We start from the raw sequence: 18,617 nt of genomic DNA on the forward strand, positions 1-18,617 counted from the left end.
CGTGCGCCCGGGGCCATACCTCCGTCACGCCGCCCGGACGGCGGCCGGAGCGGGCGGAGGAGGGGGACAAACCATGGAGCGACTGGGCACGGGGATCGGGTGGCGGCCGGAGATCGCGGACGCCGTGGAGCGCATGCCGGGCATCGACTGGGTCGAGGTCGTGGCCGAGAACGTCTGCCCCGGACACCTCCCCGAGTCGCTGCGGCGGCTGCGTGAGCGCGGGGTGACGGTGGTCCCGCACGGTGTCTCCCTGGGCCTCGGCGGGGCGGAGCGGCCCGACGCTGGGCGGCTGGCCGCGCTCGCCGAACGGGTCGAGGCGCTGAGGGCACCGCTGGTCACCGAGCACATCGCGTTCGTGCGGGCGGGCGGCCCGCTGACCGCCTCCCCGCGCCTGGAGGCCGGACACCTCCTCCCCGTCCCCCGCACCCGGGACGCCCTCGACGTGCTGTGCGAGAACATCCGCATCGCGCAGGACGCGCTGCCGGTGCCGCTCGCGGTGGAGAACATCGCCGCGCTGATCTCCTGGCCCGGCGAGGAGATGACCGAGGGGCAGTTCCTGTACGACCTCGCCGACCGGACCGGGGTGCGTCTGCTGATCGACGTGGCCAACCTGCACACCAACCACGTCAACCGCGCCGAGGACCCGGCCGAGGCGCTCGCCGAACTCCCCCTGGAGGCCCTCGCGTACGTCCATGTCGCGGGCGGGTTCGAGCGGGACGGGGTGTGGCACGACAGCCACGCCCACCCGGTTCCGCAGCCGGTCCTCGACATCCTCACCGACCTCGCGTCCCGGGTCTCGCCTCCGGGGGTGCTGCTGGAACGGGACGAGAACTTCCCCGAACCGGGCGAGCTGGAAGGGGAGTTGAGGTCGATCCGGGACGCCGTGGAGAAGGGGGGCGGCGGTGCCGGGCGGGCGATGATCTCGCAGGGGCCGCCCAGCAGTGCGGGGCGTACGGCATCCTCGGAGAGGTCGGCCGGTGCTCCGGCCGAAGTCACCCGGCAGCGGCTCGCGCTCGCCCAGACCGCGCTGTTGTCCGCGCTGGTGGCGGGGACTCCGGCCCCCGAGGGGTTCGACCGGGTGCGGCTGGGGGTGCAGGCGCGGGCGCTCGCGGGGAAGCGGGCGGACGTGGTGGCGAAGGTGGCGCCGGAACTGCCGTTGATCCTGGGGGCGGGTTACCGGCCGGCGTTCCTGACGTACGCGCAGGGGTCGCCGATGACGGACGGGTACCGGCGGGACGCGTTGACCTTCGCCGAACACCTGCTGCTCGGCGGCGCGTTGACGGAGGCCAGGACGCGGCGCCAGGTGCGGGAGTGGTGGCTGGAGCGGTCGGGGCCCGCGCCCAGGTCCCGCAGGCCCGCGGTCCGGCTGGCCCGGGCCACGCGCAAGGTGTTGCTGCGGCGCTGAGGGGGCCGCCCTGCCTACCGTGGCCGGCGCCCACGGGAGGCCCGGCAGTCGGTGTTGACCCGACGGTAATATGTGCACCCCGCACCTGAAACGTACTAGCGTGCGGTGCCGCAACAGGAGGCACCATGCGAGCGCGACCACGGCCGCCACTCCAGGGCCGAGGCATCTTCACCGGCACCGGAGTCATCATCGCCGGGCTGACGGCGACCCTCGTGGCGATCCTCGTCCCGATCTGGTCGTACGCCGACCGCTCGGACACAGGGCTGAGCCTGCTCAAGGCCGGGACCGTGACGACCCCGTACGGCCCGCTCTCCGCGCTGGACCGGGACTTCGTCACCAAGGTCCGGCTGGCGGGGCTCTGGGAACTGCCCGCGGGTCAGCAGGCGGAGCAGAAGGGCACGACCCAGGCCGTGCGGACGGCCGGTGAGCACCTCGTGGCGGGTCACACCTTCCTGGACGCCCGGGTGCGGGACGTGGCGGCGAAGCTCGGGCTCGCCCTGCCCAACGAACCGAACGACCAGCAGAAGCAGTGGCTCGCGACCCTGAACCAGGCCCAGGGCGTCGACTACGACCGCCAGTTCGCCAACATCCTGCGCCTCGCGCACGGCAGGGTCTTCTCGGTCGTCGCCGAGGTCCGCGCGAGCACCCAGAACTCCCTGGTCCGCGCCCTGGCCGACGACGCCAACACCACCGTCCTCGACCACATCAAGGTCCTGGAGGCCACCGGGTACGTCGACTTCGCGGCCCTGGCCCAGGAACTGGCCGGCGACAGCGCGCCGCCCCTGGTCAACTCCCCGGCGCCGCCCGGTCCGACGACCGACCCGGGCGTGGTCGTGCCGGTCACCCCGTCGCCGTACGCGACGACGTACTCGCTTCCCCCGGCCGCCTCCAGTCCGGCCCCCGTCCCCTCGTAGGCCACTTCCGGCCATGGGCCGTTTCCGGACAAACGGAACGTCACACACCGACAACGCTCCGTCCGGATTGTGAACAGCCCATGGCGCTGTCGCGAGCCTTTGGCATAGAAACGCGGCATGTTCTGGGTTCTTCTCCTGCTGCTGGCCTGGGCCGTCACCGGCACCGCCTGCACGCGGCTGTGCCTGGCCGCGGTGCACGCGGCGGCCGCGGACGCGGATGCCCGGGAGCACGATCTGACGCTGTACGAGGCCGCGTTCCTGTCCGGCGGCCCCCGGCGGGTCGCCGATCTGACGCTGGTCTCGATGGCCCGGCAGCGACGACTGCTGCTGGCCCGCACCGGCTGGGCGACCGTCGTCGATCCGCGGGGCCGGGACGAGATGGAGCGCACGGTCCTCGGGGCCATCGGACCTGAGGGGCAGTCGCGGATCGCGCCGGTGCGCGCCGGTGCGGCCGCGGCGGACGCCGTGCGCGGACTCGGCGACCGTCTGGTGGACGCGGGTCTCGCCGTGCCCGCCGGCGCCCGGTCCGGCATCGCGTCGGGGGTCCGCCAGGTGCAGTCGGCCTCGGTGGCGGTGGTCGCGCTGGGCGTGATCGCCCTGCTGGCGCCCGCCCCGTCGGAGATGCCGCGACACCTGGTCGCCCTCTGGTTCGCGCTGCCGCTCGCGCTGAGTCTGAGCTGCCTTGCCATCGCGAGGATCGAGGTCCACCCGTACTCGCGCTGGGCCTCCCCGGCCGGCCAGCGGCTGCTCGGCGCCCTGAGCCGGGGCACCGGCGGCACGGACGAGCGGACCTATCTCACCTCCGTCGCGGTGCGCGGCATCAACGCGGTCGGCGAACCCGATCTGCGCGCCGCCTTCGCCCACCGTGAGCAGCGGCACGACGGCTGGGACACGGACCCGCGCGACTGAGCGCGCCCGGGGGCGCACGGAGGCATTGGGGCCGACACCGGCGGGGCGGTGCTTGCCTTCCACCACAGCCGAACCAAACATCCCTTTTGTCGCTGCCGCGCACCGAAGGGACACCGATGAGAGCTCCCGCCCTCTACACGGCCGCCGGATCCTTGCTGCTGACCACGCTCGCCGCCGCCCCGGCCGGGAGCGCACCGGCCGCCCCGGGCGCCGCGGAGCTGTACGGGACCACGGTCGCCGCCGCGCGGGCGGAGTCGGCCGGGATCCGCTTCGGCGCCTGCCCGGCGGTGGAGGACCTGCCCGACGGGGTCCAGTGCGGCACGGTCACAGTCCCGCTCGACTACGCGCACCCCGACGGCAAGCAGATCAGGCTGACCGTCAGCCGGGTCCGCGCCACCCACAAGGACCCGCACAACAGCAAGCGCCGGGTGCCCCGGCAGGGCGCCCTGGTCTACAACCCCGGCGGTCCCGGCGCCTCCGGCATGTACTTCCCGCTGATCGGTGCCCTGCCCGAGTGGAAGGGGCTCGCGGCGGCCTACGACCTCGTCGGCTACGCCCCGCGCGGAGTGGGCCGTTCGGCGCCGCTGTCCTGCAAGGACCCGAAGCAGTTCTTCCACGCGCCCACGCAGGCACCGACGCACCCCTCGGAGTCGTACAAGAAGGAGCGGGTCGCGCAGGCGAAGGCGTACGCGCGCGGGTGCGCCCGGCGGACCGGCCCGGCGCTGCGGCACTACACCTCGCTCAACAACGCCCGTGACCTGGACGTGCTGCGGGCCGCGCTGGGCGAGCCGAGGCTGACGTTCATGGGGGCGTCGTACGGGACCTACTTCGGCGCGCTGTACGCGACGCTCTTCCCCTCGCATGTGCGGCGGATGGTGTTCGACGCGGCGGTGAACCCGGACCCGGAACAGGTCTGGTACCGCAACAACCTGGACCAGTCGGCCGCGTTCGAGGACCGCTGGGCCGACTTCCGGGAGTGGACCGCCCGGCACGACGACGTGTACGGGCTCGGGGACACCGCGGAGAAGGTGCTGCTGAGCTACGAGAAGGCGGCCGCGCGACTGGCCGCGGAACCGGCCGGGGGCACGGTGGGCCCGGGGCAGCTCCAGGGGGCGTTCCTGTCGGTCGGGTACTACGACGACTTCTGGCCGCACCGGGCGCAGGCGCTGTCGGCGTATCTCAAGGGCGACCCCAAGCCGCTGATCCAGCAGGCGGGCCCGCACCAGGAGGCGGCGAAGGAGGCGGAGAACTCCAACGCCGTCTACACGGCCGTCGAGTGCAACGACGCGTCCTGGCCGACGGACTGGAAGGTGTGGGACCGGGACAACACCCGGCTGGCCCGGGTGGCGCCGTTCGAGACGTGGGACAACGTCTGGATGAATCTCCCCTGCGCCTACTGGCCGACGGCCCGGCAGGAGCCGCTGGACGTGCGCACCGGGCCCGCGGAGCTGCCGGCGACGCTGATCCTCGCCGCGGAGCGGGATGCCGCCGCGCCCTATGAGGGGGCACTGGAGTTGCACCGGCGGCTGTCGGGGTCGGTGCTGGTGACCGAGCGGGACGCGGGCACGCACGGCATCGCGGGCGGCCCGAACCCCTGCGTCAACGGCTACCTGGACGCCTATCTGCTGGAGGGCCGCCTCCCGGTGCGGCGCGCCGCGTGCGCCCCGCACCCGGAGCCGAAGCCCCGGGCCGCCTCCCCGACGGAAACCGTCGGCGGGAAGGCGGCTACGGGAGGGAAGACGGCGCCCGAAGGGAAGGCGGCTACCGAAAAGAAGGCCGCCGCCCCACCCGCTCGCTGATCAGGCGAGGCCCGCCACGAGGTCGCCGAGGTCCTTGCGGCGGCCCGTGTAGAACGGGACCTCCTCGCGGACGTGCATCCGGGCCTCCGAGGCACGCAGATGGCGCATGAGGTCGACGATGCGGTACAGCTCGTCGGCCTCGAACGCCAGGATCCACTCGTAGTCGCCGAGCGAGAACGACGCGACGGTGTTGGCGCGGACGTCGGGGTAGCCACGGGCCATCTTGCCGTGGTCGGCGAGCATGCGGCGGCGGTCCTCGTCGGGCAGGAGGTACCAGTCGTACGACCGCACGAACGGGTACACGCTGACGTAGTCGCGCGGGTTCTCGTCGGCCAGGAACGCCGGGATGTGGGAGCGGTTGAACTCGGCGGGGCGGTGCAGCGCCATGTTCGACCACACCGGCTCCAGGGCGCGGCCCAGCCGGGTGCGGCGGAAGAGGTTGTACGCCTCCTGCAACTGGTCGCTGGTCTCCGCGTGCCACCAGATCATGACGTCGGCGTCGGCCCGCAGCCCGGACACGTCGTAGGTGCCGCGGATCGTGACGTCCTTGGCGGCGAGCTGGTCGAACAGCTCCTGGACCTCGTCGGCGTAGCCGGTGCGGTCCTCGGGGAGCACGTCCTTCAGCTTGAAGACGGACCAGAGCGTGTAACGGATGACCTCGTTGAGGTCCTTGGCCAGCTTGCCCTTGTTCGGGACCCTGCCGGACTCGGGGGTGGGGGCGTCGTTGCTCATGGGACCTATTCTCCCGCTCCCCCGTGCAGGCTCTGCACCGGGTTGGCGGTGAGCTCCCGTACGGCGGTCAGGTCGCCCTCGATCTGGTCCGCGGCGGCGTGCGCGCTCGCGATGCAGCCCGGGATGCCGACGCCGTCGTACTGCGCGCCGCACACCGCGAGGGAGGGCAGCTTGGCGAGGTGCTCCCGGATGCGGGCCACGCGCGCGTGGTGCCCGACCGGGTACTGGGGCAGGCCGTCGGTCCAGCGGGTGACGCGGGACTCCAGGGGGGTGGCGTCGAGGCCGGTCGCCTCGCGCAGGTCATGGCGGGAGACCTCCACCAGGTCGGCGTCGTCGCGCTCCAGGATCCGCGTCTCGCCGTAGCGGCCGACGGAGGTGCGCAGGACGACCACGTCGGGGTTCTCGTCGGCGATCCAGCCCCACTTCTGGGAGGCGAAGGTGGCCGCCTTGATGGTGCGTCCGTCGACCGGCGGGACCAGGAAGCCGCTGCCCGCGGGCAGGTCGGTGTCGGAGCGGCGGTAGGCGAGGGTGACCAGGGCCATGGAGGCGTACTCGATGGTGCCGAGTTCACCGGCGGCCTCGGGCGCCTCGGCGCGCAGGAGGGCCGCGGCGGCCGGGGCGGGGGCGGCGACGATCACCGCGTCCGCGTGCAGGACATGGTCCTGGGCGACGACCTTCCAGCCGCCGGACGCCTCGCGGCGCAGCTCGGTCACCGGGGCTCCGGTGACGATCTCGCCGCCGCGCGCGCGGACCGCGTCGGCGACGGCGAACGGGAGGGTGCCCACGCCGCCCTGGATGCCCATGAACACGGGCCCGGTCTGCTGGTTGGCGGCCATCCTGGCCTGGATCTCGCGGACGCCCTCGGTGAGCGAGGTGTGGGTCTTCGCGACCTGGAAGAGCTGCGGGACCGCGGAGCGCAGGGAGATGCGGTACGCGTCGCCCGCGTAGACCCCGCCCAGCAGGGGCTCGATGAGACGGTCGACGACCTCACGGCCCAGGCGGGCCGCCACGTACTCCCCGACCGCCACGTCGTCGCCGACCTCGGTGCGGGGCAGTTCGGCGTCCTGCCCGATGCGGGCCAGGCCCTCCTCGGACAGCACTCCGGCGAGGGCGTCGGCGGTGCCGGGGACGCCCATGACATGGCCCTTGGGCATGGGGCGCAGGGCGCCCCGGGTCCAGATGGAGGCGGTCGAGGTGGCCGGGGGCTGGAGGAGGTCGGTGAGGCCCACCTCCTCGGCGAGGGCCACGGCTTCCGGCCTGCGGGCCAGCATCGACTCCGCGCCGAGGTCCACGCGGGCGCCCGCGATCTCTCCGGGCAGCAGCTTGCCGCCCACCCGGTTCGACGCCTCGAGGACGGTGACGCGCGCGCCGCGCCGGGCCAGCCGGTGGGCCGCGGCCAGTCCCGCGATGCCCGCTCCGACGACGACCACCTGTGATCCGTTCATGGCCCCAGCGTCTCAGACCCCACTGACAGTCCGTCGGCGGCCCGGTGTCCTTCACGAGTCCTGACCGTGACCGCATCGGGACCGGTGGAGTCCAACGTTCTCACCCCTTGCGGCGTCGAAGGACCGTCAGCTGTTCACGAACCTCGGGGGGACGCCCATGCGCGCACCACGTTCACGCCGTTCACGAAGCTCCGTCCACCGCGGCCGGGCCCTGGCCGGGGTCCTGCTGGTGGGCGCTCTGGCGCTGGCCGGGTGCAGCGGGGCCGACGACAAGGGCGCCGACACCGCGAGTGCCGAACGGGCCGACGCACCGCAGGCCCAGTCCGACGCCGGCGGCGGGGCCGGCGCCGAGGCCTCCGCGGGCGGCAAGCGGGCCGCCTCCGCGCCCAAGATCGGCGCGAACCACATCATCCGCACCGCCTCGCTGACCGTGCAGGTCAAGAACGTGCCGAAGGCCCTGGACGCGGCCCGGACCACCACCGAGAACGCGGGCGGGTTCGTCGGCAAGGAGACGACCACGCGGGACGAGGAGGGGCACGAGCAGACGCAGGTGGTGCTGCGGGTGCCCGTCGAGAAGTACGACGAGGTCCTCGCCGACCTCCAGGGCGCGGGCAAGCTGCTGGAGCGCACCGCGAACGCGCAGGACGTCACCGACCAGGTCGTCGACGTGAACAGCCGGATCGCGACCCAGCGCGCGAGCGTGGCGCGGATCCGTGAGCTGATGGACAAGGCGACCAAGCTGAGTGACGTGGTCACCCTGGAGGGCGAACTCAGCACCCGCGAGGCCGACCTGGAGTCGCTGCTCGCCCGCCAGGCGTCCCTGAAGGACCGCACCACGCTGGCCACGATCACCCTGTCGCTGGCCGAGAAGCCGGTCGTGAAGGCCGAGAAGGACGACGACCCGGGCGTCGCCGACGCGCTGACGGGTGGCTGGGACGCGTTCGTGACCATGCTGCGCTGGATCGTGATGGCACTGGCCGCGGTGCTGCCGTTCCTGGTGGGCCTCGCGCTGGTCGTGCTCGTCTGGCTGCGGCTGATCCGCCCCCGCCTGCCCCGCCGCCCGGCCCCGGCCGGCGCCGCGACCGCCCTGGGCCCCCTGCCGACGGCCCGCCCGGCCCCGGACCCGGACGGCCCGCGGGAGCGGGGCGGAGAGAACTGACGCCGGGGCGGGCCGCCCGAGCCTGAAATGCCCCGCCCTCGTAGCGTGTTCGCATGGACATGAGTCGTGTGCGGGACGTGAGGGAACGGCTGGTCGTGGTCGGTGGGGACGCCGCGGGGATGTCCGCGGCGTCCCAGGCCCGGCGGATGCAGGGCCCCGACGAGCTGGAGATCGTGGCGTTCGAGCGGGGCCACTTCACCTCCTACTCGGCGTGCGGCATCCCGTACTGGGTGGGCGGGGACGTCGAGGAGCGGGACCGGCTGATCGCCCGTACACCCCAGGAGCACCGGGACCGCGGCATCGACCTGCGGCTGCGCACCGAGGTCGTCGCGATCGACGTGGACCGGCAGCGGGTACGCGCGCGTGACCTCGATTCCGGGGACGAGTCCTGGACGTCGTACGACAAGCTCGTGATCGCGACGGGTGCCCGGCCGATCCGGCCCGACATGCCCGGGGTGGACGCGGAGGGTGTGCACGGGGTGCAGACCCTCGACGACGGCCAGGCGCTCATCGACACGCTGGCACGCACGCGTGGCCGCAGGGCGGTGGTCGTCGGCGCCGGGTACATCGGCGTGGAGATGGCGGAAGCCCTCATCAAGCGCGGCTACGAGGTGACGGTCGTCAACCGGGGCCGCGAGCCGATGTCCACGCTCGACCCGGACATGGGCCGGCTGGTGCACCGGGCGATGGAGGGCCTCGGCATCACCATGGTCAACGACACCGAGGTGACCAAGGTGCTCACCGGCGAGGACGGCCGGGTGCGGGCCGTGGTCACCGAGGACGCCGAGTACCCGGCGGACGTGGTGGTCCTCGGTGTCGGCGTACGCCCCGAGACCTCCCTCGCGAAGGCGGCCGGGCTGCCGCTGGGCGGTCACGGCGGGCTGCTGACCGACCTCGGGATGCGGGTGCGCGGCCACGAGAACATCTGGGCGGGCGGCGACTGCGTGGAGGTCCTCGACCTGGTCTCCGGGCAGGAACGGCACATCCCGCTCGGCACGCACGCCAACAAGCACGGCCAGATCATCGGCATGAACGTGGGCGGCGGCTACGCCACCTTCCCCGGGGTCGTCGGCACCGCCGTCAGCAAGGTCTGCGACCTGGAGATCGCGAGGACCGGGCTGCGCGAGAAGGACGCCCGTCGGGTGGGCCTGCAGTTCGAGTCGGTCACGATCGAGTCCACGAGCCGGGCCGGGTACTACCCGGGCGCCTCCCCCATGACGGTGAAGATGCTCGCCGAGCGCCGCACGGGGCGGCTGCTCGGCGTGCAGATCGTCGGGAGGGAGGGCGCGGGCAAGCGGGTCGACATCGCCGCGGTGGCCCTGACGGCGGGGATGACGGTGGAGCGGATGACGGCCCTGGACCTGGGGTACGCGCCGCCGTTCAGCCCGGTGTGGGACCCGGTGCTGGTGGCGGCCAGGAAGGCCGCCGCGAAGGTGCGGGCCTCCTGAGGGCTGCCTCGGCCTTCCAGGGGCTGCCCGAGGGCTAAGCCGTCCCGTTGATCCGCTCGATGGCCTGCCGGGCCTGGTCGGCGGGCGGCCGGGGCGGCAGCGCCGAGACGGAGGCACTGGTACTGGCGGGCATCGCGGCCGGCTGCTCACCCGCGGGCTTCGCGTGGGCCGCCGGCCGGGTGGTCCTGAGCCGGTTGCTCACCGCCTCGTCGAGCGTCACCGGACGCTGCATCTGGGACGCCAGCCGCCCGGCCTCCTGACCGAGCCTGGCCACGTCCTCCCACGGCAGTCGCACCACCAGGGACAGTTCGGCCTCGCCGTCGGGAAGCGCGTGCATCGGAGGAGTAATACGGTCGTTCATCGCCTGTTCCTCACGTAGTCCCCGCGGCCCGCCTTCCCCGTGCCACGGGCGGTTGAGGAGTCATACGCACGCGTGCGTGCGGGTGTTCACCGGCCCGCCCCGATTCGCCGGACACATCGGGGGCAGTACTTTCTTGTGGTCATCCCCGTCCATGACGTGAACCCCGTGCGCCGCACCCCCGTGGTGACGTATGCGCTCATCGCCGCGAACGTCCTCGTGTTCCTCTTCACGCCCGGCCTGGCCGGTTCCGTGGCGGGCGACAGCAGCGTGGCGCAGCTGTGCCATCTCCAGGCGTTCCTGGACCACTGGGCGGCCGTCCCGCAGGAGTTGATCCACCATCAGATGCCGAGGCTCGTCCCCACGGGTGAGGTCGGCACCAACGCCCAGGGCACGACGGGCTGTGTGGTGGCCCCGGCGGACTACGACAAGTCCCCGGCGCTGTCGGTGCTGACCGCGATGTTCCTGCACGGCGGCTGGCTGCACCTGCTGGGCAACATGCTGTTCCTGCTGATCTTCGGCAACAACGTCGAGGACCGCATGGGACATGTGCGCTTCGCGCTCTTCTACGTCGTCTGCGGCTATGCGGCCGGTTACGGCTTCGCGGTCCTCAACGCGGACTCGTCCGACCCGCTGATCGGCGCCTCGGGGGCCATCGCCGGGGTTCTGGGCGCCTATCTGGTGCTGTATCCGAAGGCCAGGGTGTGGGTCCTGGTGCCCTTCCTGGTCTTCCTGCCGCTGAGACTGCCGGCCTGGCTGGTGCTGGGGTTCTGGTTCGTGCTCCAGGCGTTCTACTCGTCGGGCGAGGGCGTCTCCACCGCGGGCACGGTCGCGTACGCGGCCCACGTGGTGGGTTTCCTCGCCGGGATGCTGTTCGCCTGGCCGCTGAAGGCCGGCACTCCCCCGCCGCCGGAACCGCGCGGCCTGCTGTTCGGCAGGAAGGCGCGGCCCCGGCACACGTGGTGAGGCCGCCTATCGGGCCGTCTGCGTGTGGACGTACTCGACGAGGCGGGTGAGCGCGTCCGGGTCGGTGGACGGCATCACGCCGTGGCCGAGGTTGAAGACGTGGCCCTCCAGGTCCCTGGCCGAGTCCAGGACCTCGCGGGTCTTGGCCTCGACGGCCGCCGTGGAGGCGAACAGGACCGTCGGGTCGAGGTTGCCCTGGAGCGCCTTGCCGGGGCCGACGCGGCGGGCGGCCTCGTCGAGCGGGACCCGCCAGTCGACGCCGACGACGTCCGCGCCGGCCTCGCCGAGGAGCTGGAGGAGTTCGCCGGTGCCGACGCCGAAGTGGATGCGGGGGACGCCGTAGCCCTCGACCGCCTGGAAGACCTTCGCGGAGGCGGGCAGCACCGAGCGGCGGTAGTCGGCGGGGGCGAGGGCGCCGGCCCAGGAGTCGAAGAGCTGGACGGCGGAGGCGCCGGCCTCGATCTGGACCTTCAGGAAGGCGGCGGTGATCTCGGCGAGGCGGTCGAGCAGGTCGGCCCAGAGCTCGGGGTCGCCGTACATCATCGACTTGGCGTTCTCGTAGGTGCGGGACGGGCCGCCCTCCACGAGGTAGCTCGCGAGGGTGAAAGGCGCGCCGGCGAAACCGATCAGCGGGGTGGAGCCGAGCTCGCGGGTCAGCAGGCCGATGGCCTCGGTGACGTAGGGGACGTCCTCGGGGGTGAGGTCGCGCAGCTGGGCCAGGTCGGCGCGGGTGCGGATCGGGTGCTCGACGACCGGTCCGACGCCGGGCTTGATGTCGAGGTCGATGCCGATGGCCTTGAGCGGGACGACGATGTCGCTGTAGTAGATCGCCGCGTCCACGTTGTGCCGGCGCACCGGCTGGAGGGTGATCTCGGTGACCAGCTCGGGCCGGGCGCAGGACTCGAGCATCGGGATGCCCTCGCGGACCTTGCGGTACTCCGGCAGCGAGCGCCCGGCCTGCCGCATGAACCAGACGGGGGTGTGCGGCACGGGTTCGCGCCGGCATGCCTTGAGGAAGGCGGAGTCGTACGTGGCGGGGGGCGGCGTCTCGAGTGCACTCACGACGGAAAGTCTCGCACGGTGCGCCGGGTGCCGAGTGCGCGGTGTCCGTGTGTGCATGACGCCGAGACCGGGTGTCTAGGGCGGCACCACACCGCCCTTCCCCTTAACCTTCCCGCATGGCTGCGGCTCAGGGACGAATGTCGGACGGCGCTGGTGGGATGGACGAGGCGAAGGAAGGGGACCGGGTGGTCAGCGGTGCGGCTCCGCCGGCCTTCCAGGCCGCGGTCCAGGCCCTGCGCGGCAGTCGGCTGAGGCCGCAGATCGAGATGGAGGCGACCCGGGCTCCGCAGCGGCTCGCGCCGCACGCGTACGCGGTGGAGGCCACCGTGGTCGACGGCGACCAGGACCTCGCCGACGGTCGTCTGGTGCTGCTGCACGACCCGGACGGGCACGACGCCTGGCGGGGCACCTTCCGGCTGGTGACGCTGGTGCGCGCGGAGCTGGAGCCGGAGATGGCCGCCGACCCGCTGCTGCCCGAGGTCTGCTGGTCGTGGCTGACCGGGGCGCTCGGGGCGCGCGGGCTGTCGTACGGCGAACCGAGCGGCACCGTCACGCGCGCGAGCTCGCACTACTTCGGCGGGCTGTCGGAGCGCCCGGCGGCCTCGCAGATCGAGATCCGCGCGTCCTGGACGCCCCGTGAGGGGCTGGGCGGGGTGCCGGACGCGGCTGCGCATCTGGCGTCCTGGTGCGATCTGCTGGCCCAGGTCGCCGGTCTGCCGCCGGCCGGCCCGGGTGACGCGTCGGTGGTGACGTTGCCACAGCGCCGGGACCCCCAGGCCCGCTGACCCCCTGCCGACCAGCGGAACCGTCCACCCACATGGCGCATCAATTTGTCGATACGGCCACTTTCAGTCAGGAGTGAGTCATCGAACGACCCGATGTGCTCACCGAACGATCGATCGCACGTCCGAATTGCGCTAATTGTTACTCACTAGATCGTGATCATTCTCTAAAGGACGCCGGGTCCGGTGCCGAAGACGTCTGTGACCTTCCAAGCCGTCCCGCACCCCAGGAGGCCCGGTGTCCGTTCTCCTCGAGCAGCCCGCAAGCCTGGTCGCCTACCGCCCCAACAAGCCCACCGCCATGGTGGTCGTGGCCGACCCGCGTGTCCGCTCCACCGTCACCCGTCACCTCTGGGCGCTCGGTGTGCGCGATGTCATCGAGGCCTCGTCGGTGGCGGAGGCCCGTCCCCGCATCGGCAGCCCCAGAGACATCTGCGTCGCCGACGTCCATCTTCCCGACGGCTCCGGCCTGACGCTGCTGTCCGAGACCCGCGCCGCGGGCTGGCCCAACGGCCTCGCCCTCTCCGCGGCCGACGACATCGGCGCCGTACGCAACGCCCTCGCGGGCGGCGTCAAGGGCTACGTCGTCACCGGCACCCGCACCAACCTCGGGCTCCCCACCCGACCGGGCGCCGCCCCCATCGGCGCCGCCGCCGCCCGTATGCACCGCCGCCCCCCGGGTGCCCCGAGCCACCCGGGCGGCTACCGCGAGCTCTCCGGCCGTGAGGTCGAGGTGCTGCGGCTGGTGGCCGAGGGCCAGTCGAACAAGGCCATCGGCGTCTCGATGGGCCTGTCCGCACTGACCGTCAAGAGCCACCTCGCCCGCATCGCCCGCAAGCTCGGCACGGGCGACCGGGCCGGCATGGTGGCGGTGGCCCTGCGCACCGGCATCATCCACTGAGGCTCTCCCCAGGCCTCGTCCCCGGGGCTGACGAGCCTCGCTGTTCACGGACGTGAACCAGAGCTTTCACCGGGCTGACTGGTTTACGACCCTCAGGCGCCTGCCGACGGAACGTTCCGTCGGCAGGCGCTGTCCATACACGGATACCCTTGACATGTGACCGACGCCCAAGAGACCGCAGCAGACGTTTCACTGCGAACCACCGGAGGCGGCCCTCCGGACGATGGTGGATCCTCTGGCGCGGAGGCGCCGATCCCTTTGCTGGAGCCGCGTGAGGGCATTCCGCCCGTGATCGCCGACGAGGCCGCGCTCGCCGAGGTGATCGCCGCGTTCGCCGCGGGCACCGGGCCCGTCGCCGTCGACGCCGAACGGGCGTCCGGCTACCGCTACGGACAGCGCGCCTACCTCGTCCAGCTGCGCCGCGCCGGCGCGGGCACCGCGCTGATCGACCCCGTGGCCTGTCCCGACCTGTCCGGGCTCGGCGAGGCGCTCTCCGGTGTCGAGTGGGTGCTGCACGCCGCCACCCAGGACCTTCCCTGCCTCCGCGAGATAGGCATGATCCCCTCCCGGCTCTTCGACACCGAGCTGGCCGGGCGGATCGCCGGGTTCCCCCGGGTGGGGCTCGGCGCGATGGTCGAGGGCGTGCTGGGCTTCGTCCTGGAGAAGGGCCACTCCGCCGTCGACTGGTCGACCCGCCCGCTCCCCGAGCCGTGGCTGCGCTACGCCGCCCTCGACGTGGAGCTCCTCGTCGACCTGCGGGACGCCCTGGAGAAGGAGCTCGACCGGCAGGGCAAGCTGGAGTGGGCGCTCCAGGAGTTCGACGCGATCGCCTCCGCTCCGCCGGCCGAGCCGCGCAAGGACCCGTGGCGCCGGACCTCCGGGATGCACAAGGTACGGCGGCGTCGGCAGCTGGCCGTCGTCAAGGAGCTGTGGGAGGCGCGGGACCGGATCGCCCAGCGGCGGGACGTGTCGCCGGGCAAGGTGCTGTCCGACGCGGCGATCGTCGAAGCCGCGCTCGCGCTTCCGGTGAACGTGCACGCGCTCGCCGCGCTGAACGGGTTCGGGCATCGGATGGGGCGGCGGCAGCTGGAGCAGTGGCAGGCCGCGGTGGACCGGGCCAGGGGGCTTGCCGAGGTGCAGTTGCCGCAGCCGGGGCAGCCGGTCACGGGGCCTCCGCCGCCGCGCGCTTGGGCCGACAAGGATCCTGCCGCTGCGGCTCGGTTGTCTGCGGCCCGAGCGGCTGTGTCGGCGCTGGCCGAGTCGCTGAACATGCCTCAGGAGAACCTGATCACTCCGGATACCGTGCGGAGGGTTTGCTGGGAGCCGCCGAGTGTCGTGAGCGCCGAGTCCGTGGGGGCGGCGTTGGCGGGGCTCGGGGCGCGGGCCTGGCAGGTCGAGCAGGTGACTCCTGTGTTGGTGGCTGCGTTGTCCGCGTAGCCGCCGTAGGGGTTCCTCGATGTACGGCGGCTGCGGGTGCGTTGTGGTTGCTCGCGCCCACGCGGCGGAGCCGCACATCGATACAGCCCCGCGCCCCTGAAGGGGCGCTCTACCTGGTCGCTCCTCGCATGAAGCCGTTGTAGATGAACCTCTGCAAGCTCAGGAAGACGATCAGCGTCGGCAGGATGACCAGGACCGTGCCGGCCGAGATGACCTCCCAGTGGGCCGCGTAGGGGCCCTTGAAGCGGAACAACGACGTCGAGATCACGCCAAGATCTTCCGAGGGCATGTAGAGGAAGGGGATGTAGAAGTCGTTGTAGACGGTGATGCCCTTCACGATCACCACGGTCGCGATCGCGGGCTTCAGCAGCGGGAAGATGATCTTGCGGTAGATCGTGAAGGCGTTGGCGCCGTCCAGGCGGGCCGATTCGTCCAGGGAGATCGGGATCGAGCGGACGAACTGAAGGAAGATGTAGATCGAGACGATGTCGGTGCCCATGTAGAGGGCGATCGGGGCCCACAGCGAGTCGAACATGCCGAAGCTGTTGACGATCTGGAACGTGGCCACCTGGGTCGTCACGCCGGGCACCAGGGCGGCCGTCAGGAAGAGCGCCACCACCAGCTTCTTGAACCGGAAGGTGAAGCGGTCGATGGCGTAGGCCGTCATCGAGCCGATCAGGACCGTGCCGGTGACCGAGACCAGCAGGATGATCGTGGTGTTGGTGAAGGCGGAGAGCATCTCCCCGTCCCGGAACGCCGCCACGTAGTTGTGGAAGTTCAGCAGGTCGTGCGGGAGTTCCAGCGCACCGCTCGTGTTCGCCATCTCCTTCTCCGACTTGAGGGAGGTCAGCAGGACGACGACGAGCGGGAGCAGCACGACCAGGGTCGCAGCGATCAGCGACAGGTGGACCAGGGTGCGGGCGATCCCACGGCGTGTCATACGAGGTCCACCTTGTCGTCGGGGACCAGGCGCCGCTGCACCCAGGTCACCAGCAGGATGATCAGCAGCAGGACCACGGCGGCCGCCGAGGCCAGGCCCGTCTTGTTGAAGCGGAAGGCCAGGTTGACCGTCTGGATGACGAAGGTCTCGGTGCCGGTCGCGCCGCCGGTCATGATGTACGGGATCTCGAAGACCGACAGTGAGCCGGAGATCGACAGGATCACCGTCAGGGTCAGGACCGGCTTGATGCCCGGCGCGATGATGTGGCGGAACTGGTGCCAGCGGTTCGCGCCGTCCAGTTCGGCGGCCTCGTACAGCTCGCCCGGGATCGACTGGATCGCGCCCAGGAAGAGCACGAAGTTCAGGCCCAGGTAGCGCCAGACCGAGACGCCGGCCAGCGAGGTGTTCGCGGAGACCGGGGTGCCGAGCCAGGCGTGGTCGGTGTGCGCCCCGAACAGGCCCAGCACCGAGTCGAGGGTGCCGCCGTCCTGGAAGAAGTAGAGGAACACGAAGCCGATGGCGACCCCGTTGATCAGGTACGGGAAGAAGAGCACGCCCTTGAAGAAGTTCCGGAAGCGGACGTCGAAGCTCAGCACGGTCGCGAAGTAGAGCGCCAGCACGATCTGGACCGCGGAGGCGGCGAGGTAGTAGCCGCTCACCCAGAAGACCTCGAAGAGGTCCGGGCGGGTGAGGACCTCCTCGTAGTTGGCCGCCCCCGTGTAGTGCAGGACGGGGCTGACGCCGTCCCAGTCGGTGAAGCTGTAGGCCAGCATGTTGACGATCGGCGCGTAGGTGAACGTGATCAGCAGGGCGAGCGGGGCGATCAGGAACAGCCAGGGGGTGAGGCCCCGCCACGCCCGGGTGCGACGCGAGGCGGGCGCCGGGACGGGGGCGGCCGTGCTCACCTCCACGACCGCCTTCTCGGTGGTGTCCGTCATCAGGACCCCAGGTTCTTCTGGGCGTCCGTCCAGCGCTTGCTGAGGTCGCCGAGGAAGCCGTCGAGGGTGCCCTTGCGTGCGCCGCGGGCGAGGTCGACGAGGTTCTGGCGGTACTCGGGGGCGTAGATGCCGACCTCCGAGTCGCTGTCGAGCTGCTTCACCCGGGCGCCCTGCGCGTCGTCCACCTCGATGAGCTGCACGCCCTGGTCCTCGTACGGCTTGAGGACCGAGGGCATCGGGGCGTCCTTGAGCGGGGAGATGGACAGGTTGTCCTCGACGTAGCCGGACTTGTCGGTGAACCAGTCGATCCAGGCGCGGGCGGCCTCCTTGTGCTGGGAGTGGACGTTGACGGCCTGGTTGTAGTCCGGCGAGACGGTCGCGCAGAACCTGCCGCCGGTCTGCGCCGGGAAGGGCATGAAGCCGATGTCGTCGGGGTCGGCCCCGGCCTTCTTCGCCGCGTCCCGGAACTGGACGATCGCCCAGGTGCCGAGCCACTGGGTGGCGATCTCGCCCTTGGCGGTACGGGGCTTGGACTCCTCCCAGTTGCTGGTCGTGGGGTCCTTCTCGACCAGGCCCTGTTTCACGATGTCGTGGAGCAGGGTGTCGCCGACGCGCAGGTCGGCGCCCTTGGCCCACGGGTCGCCCTCGGCAAGCTCGGTGGTGGCCTGCGGGTCGCAGCTGACGGCGCCGTCGACGTACGTCCAGGAGGTGAGCGTCCAGCCCGCCGCGAAGTTGGTGTAGTACGGGATCGCGTCGGTCTTCGCCTTGATGGCCTTGAGGTCGGCGATGAACTCGGCCGGGGTGGTGGGCCATTCGGTGACCCCGGCCTGCTTCCAGATCCGCTTGTTGTAGACGAACCCGGGGGCCACGCCGACCGGGCTCTGCCCGTAGACCTTGCCGTCGACCGTGGTGTAGTCGGTGAAGCGGTACTTCTTCGCGCGCTCGGTCTGCGTGCCCAGCGAGGCGAAGAACCTCGGGTAGTCGGCCTTCTTGATGACCGCGGGGATCAGCAGGACGTCACCGTAGTTCTCGGTGTTCATCCGGATCTTGACCTCGGCCTCGTAGTTGGTGAGGCCCTCGAACTCGACCTTGACCTTCGGATAGGTCTTGTTGAACTCGGCGGCGTACTTCTTCAGGGTGCCGTCCTGCACGAGGTCGGTGCGGACGGTGAGGACCTTGATGGTGCCGGTGACCTTCGACGGGTCGTCAGGGGCCTTGGCGTCGGCGCCCTTCGCGGATCCTCCGGTTCCGGTGCAGCCCGGGAGCAGCAGGGCGGCACTGGCGGCCACGGCCAGGGAGACGGCTGTACGGCGGTTCATGTGCATCAGCTCCGTTCACGGGACGGACGAGCACGAGCGGGTTGGCTGGTTCGGAACTCTGACAACGTTTTCTTAACCGGTAAAGTCGCTATCTCGCCAACGA

Annotated in this window: 17 protein-coding genes; 10 read left to right on the plus strand and 7 right to left on the minus strand. The window is 71.7% G+C overall.

The window, feature by feature from the left end; genetic code table 11:
• Positions 1–73 precede the first annotated feature (73 nt).
• From AQJ54_RS17410 to AQJ54_RS17425, 4 genes are all read left to right on the plus strand, one after another.
• A complete protein-coding gene (locus tag AQJ54_RS17410) occupies positions 74–1,405 on the plus strand; it encodes an MbnB/TglH/ChrH family RiPP precursor modification enzyme (RefSeq protein ID WP_062238327.1) in 1,332 nt (443 codons plus the stop codon).
• A 125-nt stretch (positions 1,406–1,530) separates the two neighbouring features.
• Positions 1,531–2,319, plus strand: coding sequence for a DUF4142 domain-containing protein (locus tag AQJ54_RS17415; RefSeq protein WP_062238329.1), 789 nt, complete (start codon positions 1,531–1,533; stop codon positions 2,317–2,319).
• Positions 2,320–2,436: 117 nt separating this feature from the next.
• A complete protein-coding gene (locus tag AQJ54_RS17420; RefSeq protein WP_062238331.1) occupies positions 2,437–3,228 on the plus strand; it encodes a TIGR04222 domain-containing membrane protein in 792 nt (263 codons plus the stop codon).
• A 116-nt stretch (positions 3,229–3,344) separates the two neighbouring features.
• Positions 3,345–5,027 carry an alpha/beta hydrolase gene (locus AQJ54_RS17425; RefSeq protein WP_062238333.1) on the plus strand — a complete coding sequence of 561 codons (1,683 nt, stop codon included), beginning with the start codon at positions 3,345–3,347 and terminating at the stop codon, positions 5,025–5,027.
• Here AQJ54_RS17425 and hemQ read toward each other — a convergent pair whose 3' ends face one another.
• The gene (gene hemQ / locus AQJ54_RS17430; RefSeq protein WP_020133767.1) at positions 5,028–5,759 is read right to left on the minus strand and encodes a hydrogen peroxide-dependent heme synthase; all 732 of its coding nucleotides are present in this window, start codon (positions 5,757–5,759) and stop codon (positions 5,028–5,030) included.
• Positions 5,760–5,764: 5 nt separating this feature from the next.
• On the minus strand, positions 5,765–7,204 hold the full coding sequence (hemG, locus tag AQJ54_RS17435; protein ID WP_062238334.1) for a protoporphyrinogen oxidase: 1,440 nt from the start codon (positions 7,202–7,204) through the stop codon (positions 5,765–5,767).
• A 157-nt stretch (positions 7,205–7,361) separates the two neighbouring features.
• Here hemG and AQJ54_RS17440 point away from each other — a divergent pair, with 157 nt between their 5' ends.
• Complete coding sequence (locus tag AQJ54_RS17440) at positions 7,362–8,363, plus strand: DUF4349 domain-containing protein (protein ID WP_062238336.1); 1,002 nt, start codon at positions 7,362–7,364, stop codon at positions 8,361–8,363.
• A gap of 53 nt (positions 8,364–8,416) precedes the next feature.
• Positions 8,417–9,811 carry an FAD-dependent oxidoreductase gene (locus AQJ54_RS17445; RefSeq protein WP_062238338.1) on the plus strand — a complete coding sequence of 465 codons (1,395 nt, stop codon included), beginning with the start codon at positions 8,417–8,419 and terminating at the stop codon, positions 9,809–9,811.
• A gap of 34 nt (positions 9,812–9,845) precedes the next feature.
• On the opposite strand, the gene AQJ54_RS17450 is transcribed toward AQJ54_RS17445, so the two are convergent.
• A complete protein-coding gene (locus AQJ54_RS17450) occupies positions 9,846–10,172 on the minus strand; it encodes a hypothetical protein (RefSeq protein WP_028808988.1) in 327 nt (108 codons plus the stop codon).
• A 135-nt stretch (positions 10,173–10,307) separates the two neighbouring features.
• Here AQJ54_RS17450 and AQJ54_RS17455 point away from each other — a divergent pair, with 135 nt between their 5' ends.
• Entirely contained in the window at positions 10,308–11,135 is an 828-nt protein-coding gene (locus AQJ54_RS17455) for a rhomboid family intramembrane serine protease (RefSeq protein ID WP_062238340.1), read from the plus strand.
• Between the two features lie 6 nt (positions 11,136–11,141).
• Here the strand turns inward: AQJ54_RS17455 and hemE are convergent, their stop codons facing one another.
• Positions 11,142–12,197, minus strand: coding sequence for a uroporphyrinogen decarboxylase (hemE, locus tag AQJ54_RS17460; RefSeq protein ID WP_062022038.1), 1,056 nt, complete (start codon positions 12,195–12,197; stop codon positions 11,142–11,144).
• 158 nt (positions 12,198–12,355) lie between these two features.
• On the opposite strand from hemE, the gene AQJ54_RS17465 reads away from it, so the two are divergent.
• The 3 genes from AQJ54_RS17465 to AQJ54_RS17475 all read left to right on the plus strand — a co-directional run bounded on the left by AQJ54_RS17465 (position 12,356) and on the right by AQJ54_RS17475 (position 15,317).
• Positions 12,356–12,982, plus strand: a complete 627-nt coding sequence (locus AQJ54_RS17465) for a DUF3000 domain-containing protein (protein WP_062022041.1) — start codon at positions 12,356–12,358, stop codon at positions 12,980–12,982.
• Between the two features lie 235 nt (positions 12,983–13,217).
• On the plus strand, positions 13,218–13,880 hold the full coding sequence (locus AQJ54_RS17470; RefSeq protein WP_007385400.1) for a response regulator transcription factor: 663 nt from the start codon (positions 13,218–13,220) through the stop codon (positions 13,878–13,880).
• A gap of 156 nt (positions 13,881–14,036) precedes the next feature.
• Positions 14,037–15,317 carry a ribonuclease D gene (locus AQJ54_RS17475; RefSeq protein WP_078851842.1) on the plus strand — a complete coding sequence of 427 codons (1,281 nt, stop codon included), beginning with the start codon at positions 14,037–14,039 and terminating at the stop codon, positions 15,315–15,317.
• A gap of 109 nt (positions 15,318–15,426) precedes the next feature.
• On the opposite strand, the gene AQJ54_RS17480 is transcribed toward AQJ54_RS17475, so the two are convergent.
• Genes AQJ54_RS17480 through AQJ54_RS17490 form a run of 3 tightly spaced genes read right to left on the minus strand, consistent with a single transcriptional unit; the run spans position 15,427 to position 18,514 of the window.
• Positions 15,427–16,257: a carbohydrate ABC transporter permease gene (locus AQJ54_RS17480; protein WP_062238342.1), complete on the minus strand. Its 831-nt coding sequence runs from the start codon at positions 16,255–16,257 to the stop codon at positions 15,427–15,429.
• Complete coding sequence (locus AQJ54_RS17485) at positions 16,254–17,195, minus strand: carbohydrate ABC transporter permease (protein ID WP_062238344.1); 942 nt, start codon at positions 17,193–17,195, stop codon at positions 16,254–16,256. The genes AQJ54_RS17480 and AQJ54_RS17485 overlap by 4 nt, the downstream gene beginning before the upstream one ends.
• A complete protein-coding gene (locus tag AQJ54_RS17490; RefSeq protein ID WP_062238346.1) occupies positions 17,195–18,514 on the minus strand; it encodes an ABC transporter substrate-binding protein in 1,320 nt (439 codons plus the stop codon). The genes AQJ54_RS17485 and AQJ54_RS17490 overlap by 1 nt, the downstream gene beginning before the upstream one ends.
• Positions 18,515–18,617 lie beyond the last annotated feature (103 nt).

The organism is Streptomyces griseorubiginosus, assembly GCF_001514195.1.
Classification (GTDB): domain Bacteria; phylum Actinomycetota; class Actinomycetes; order Streptomycetales; family Streptomycetaceae; genus Streptomyces; species Streptomyces griseorubiginosus.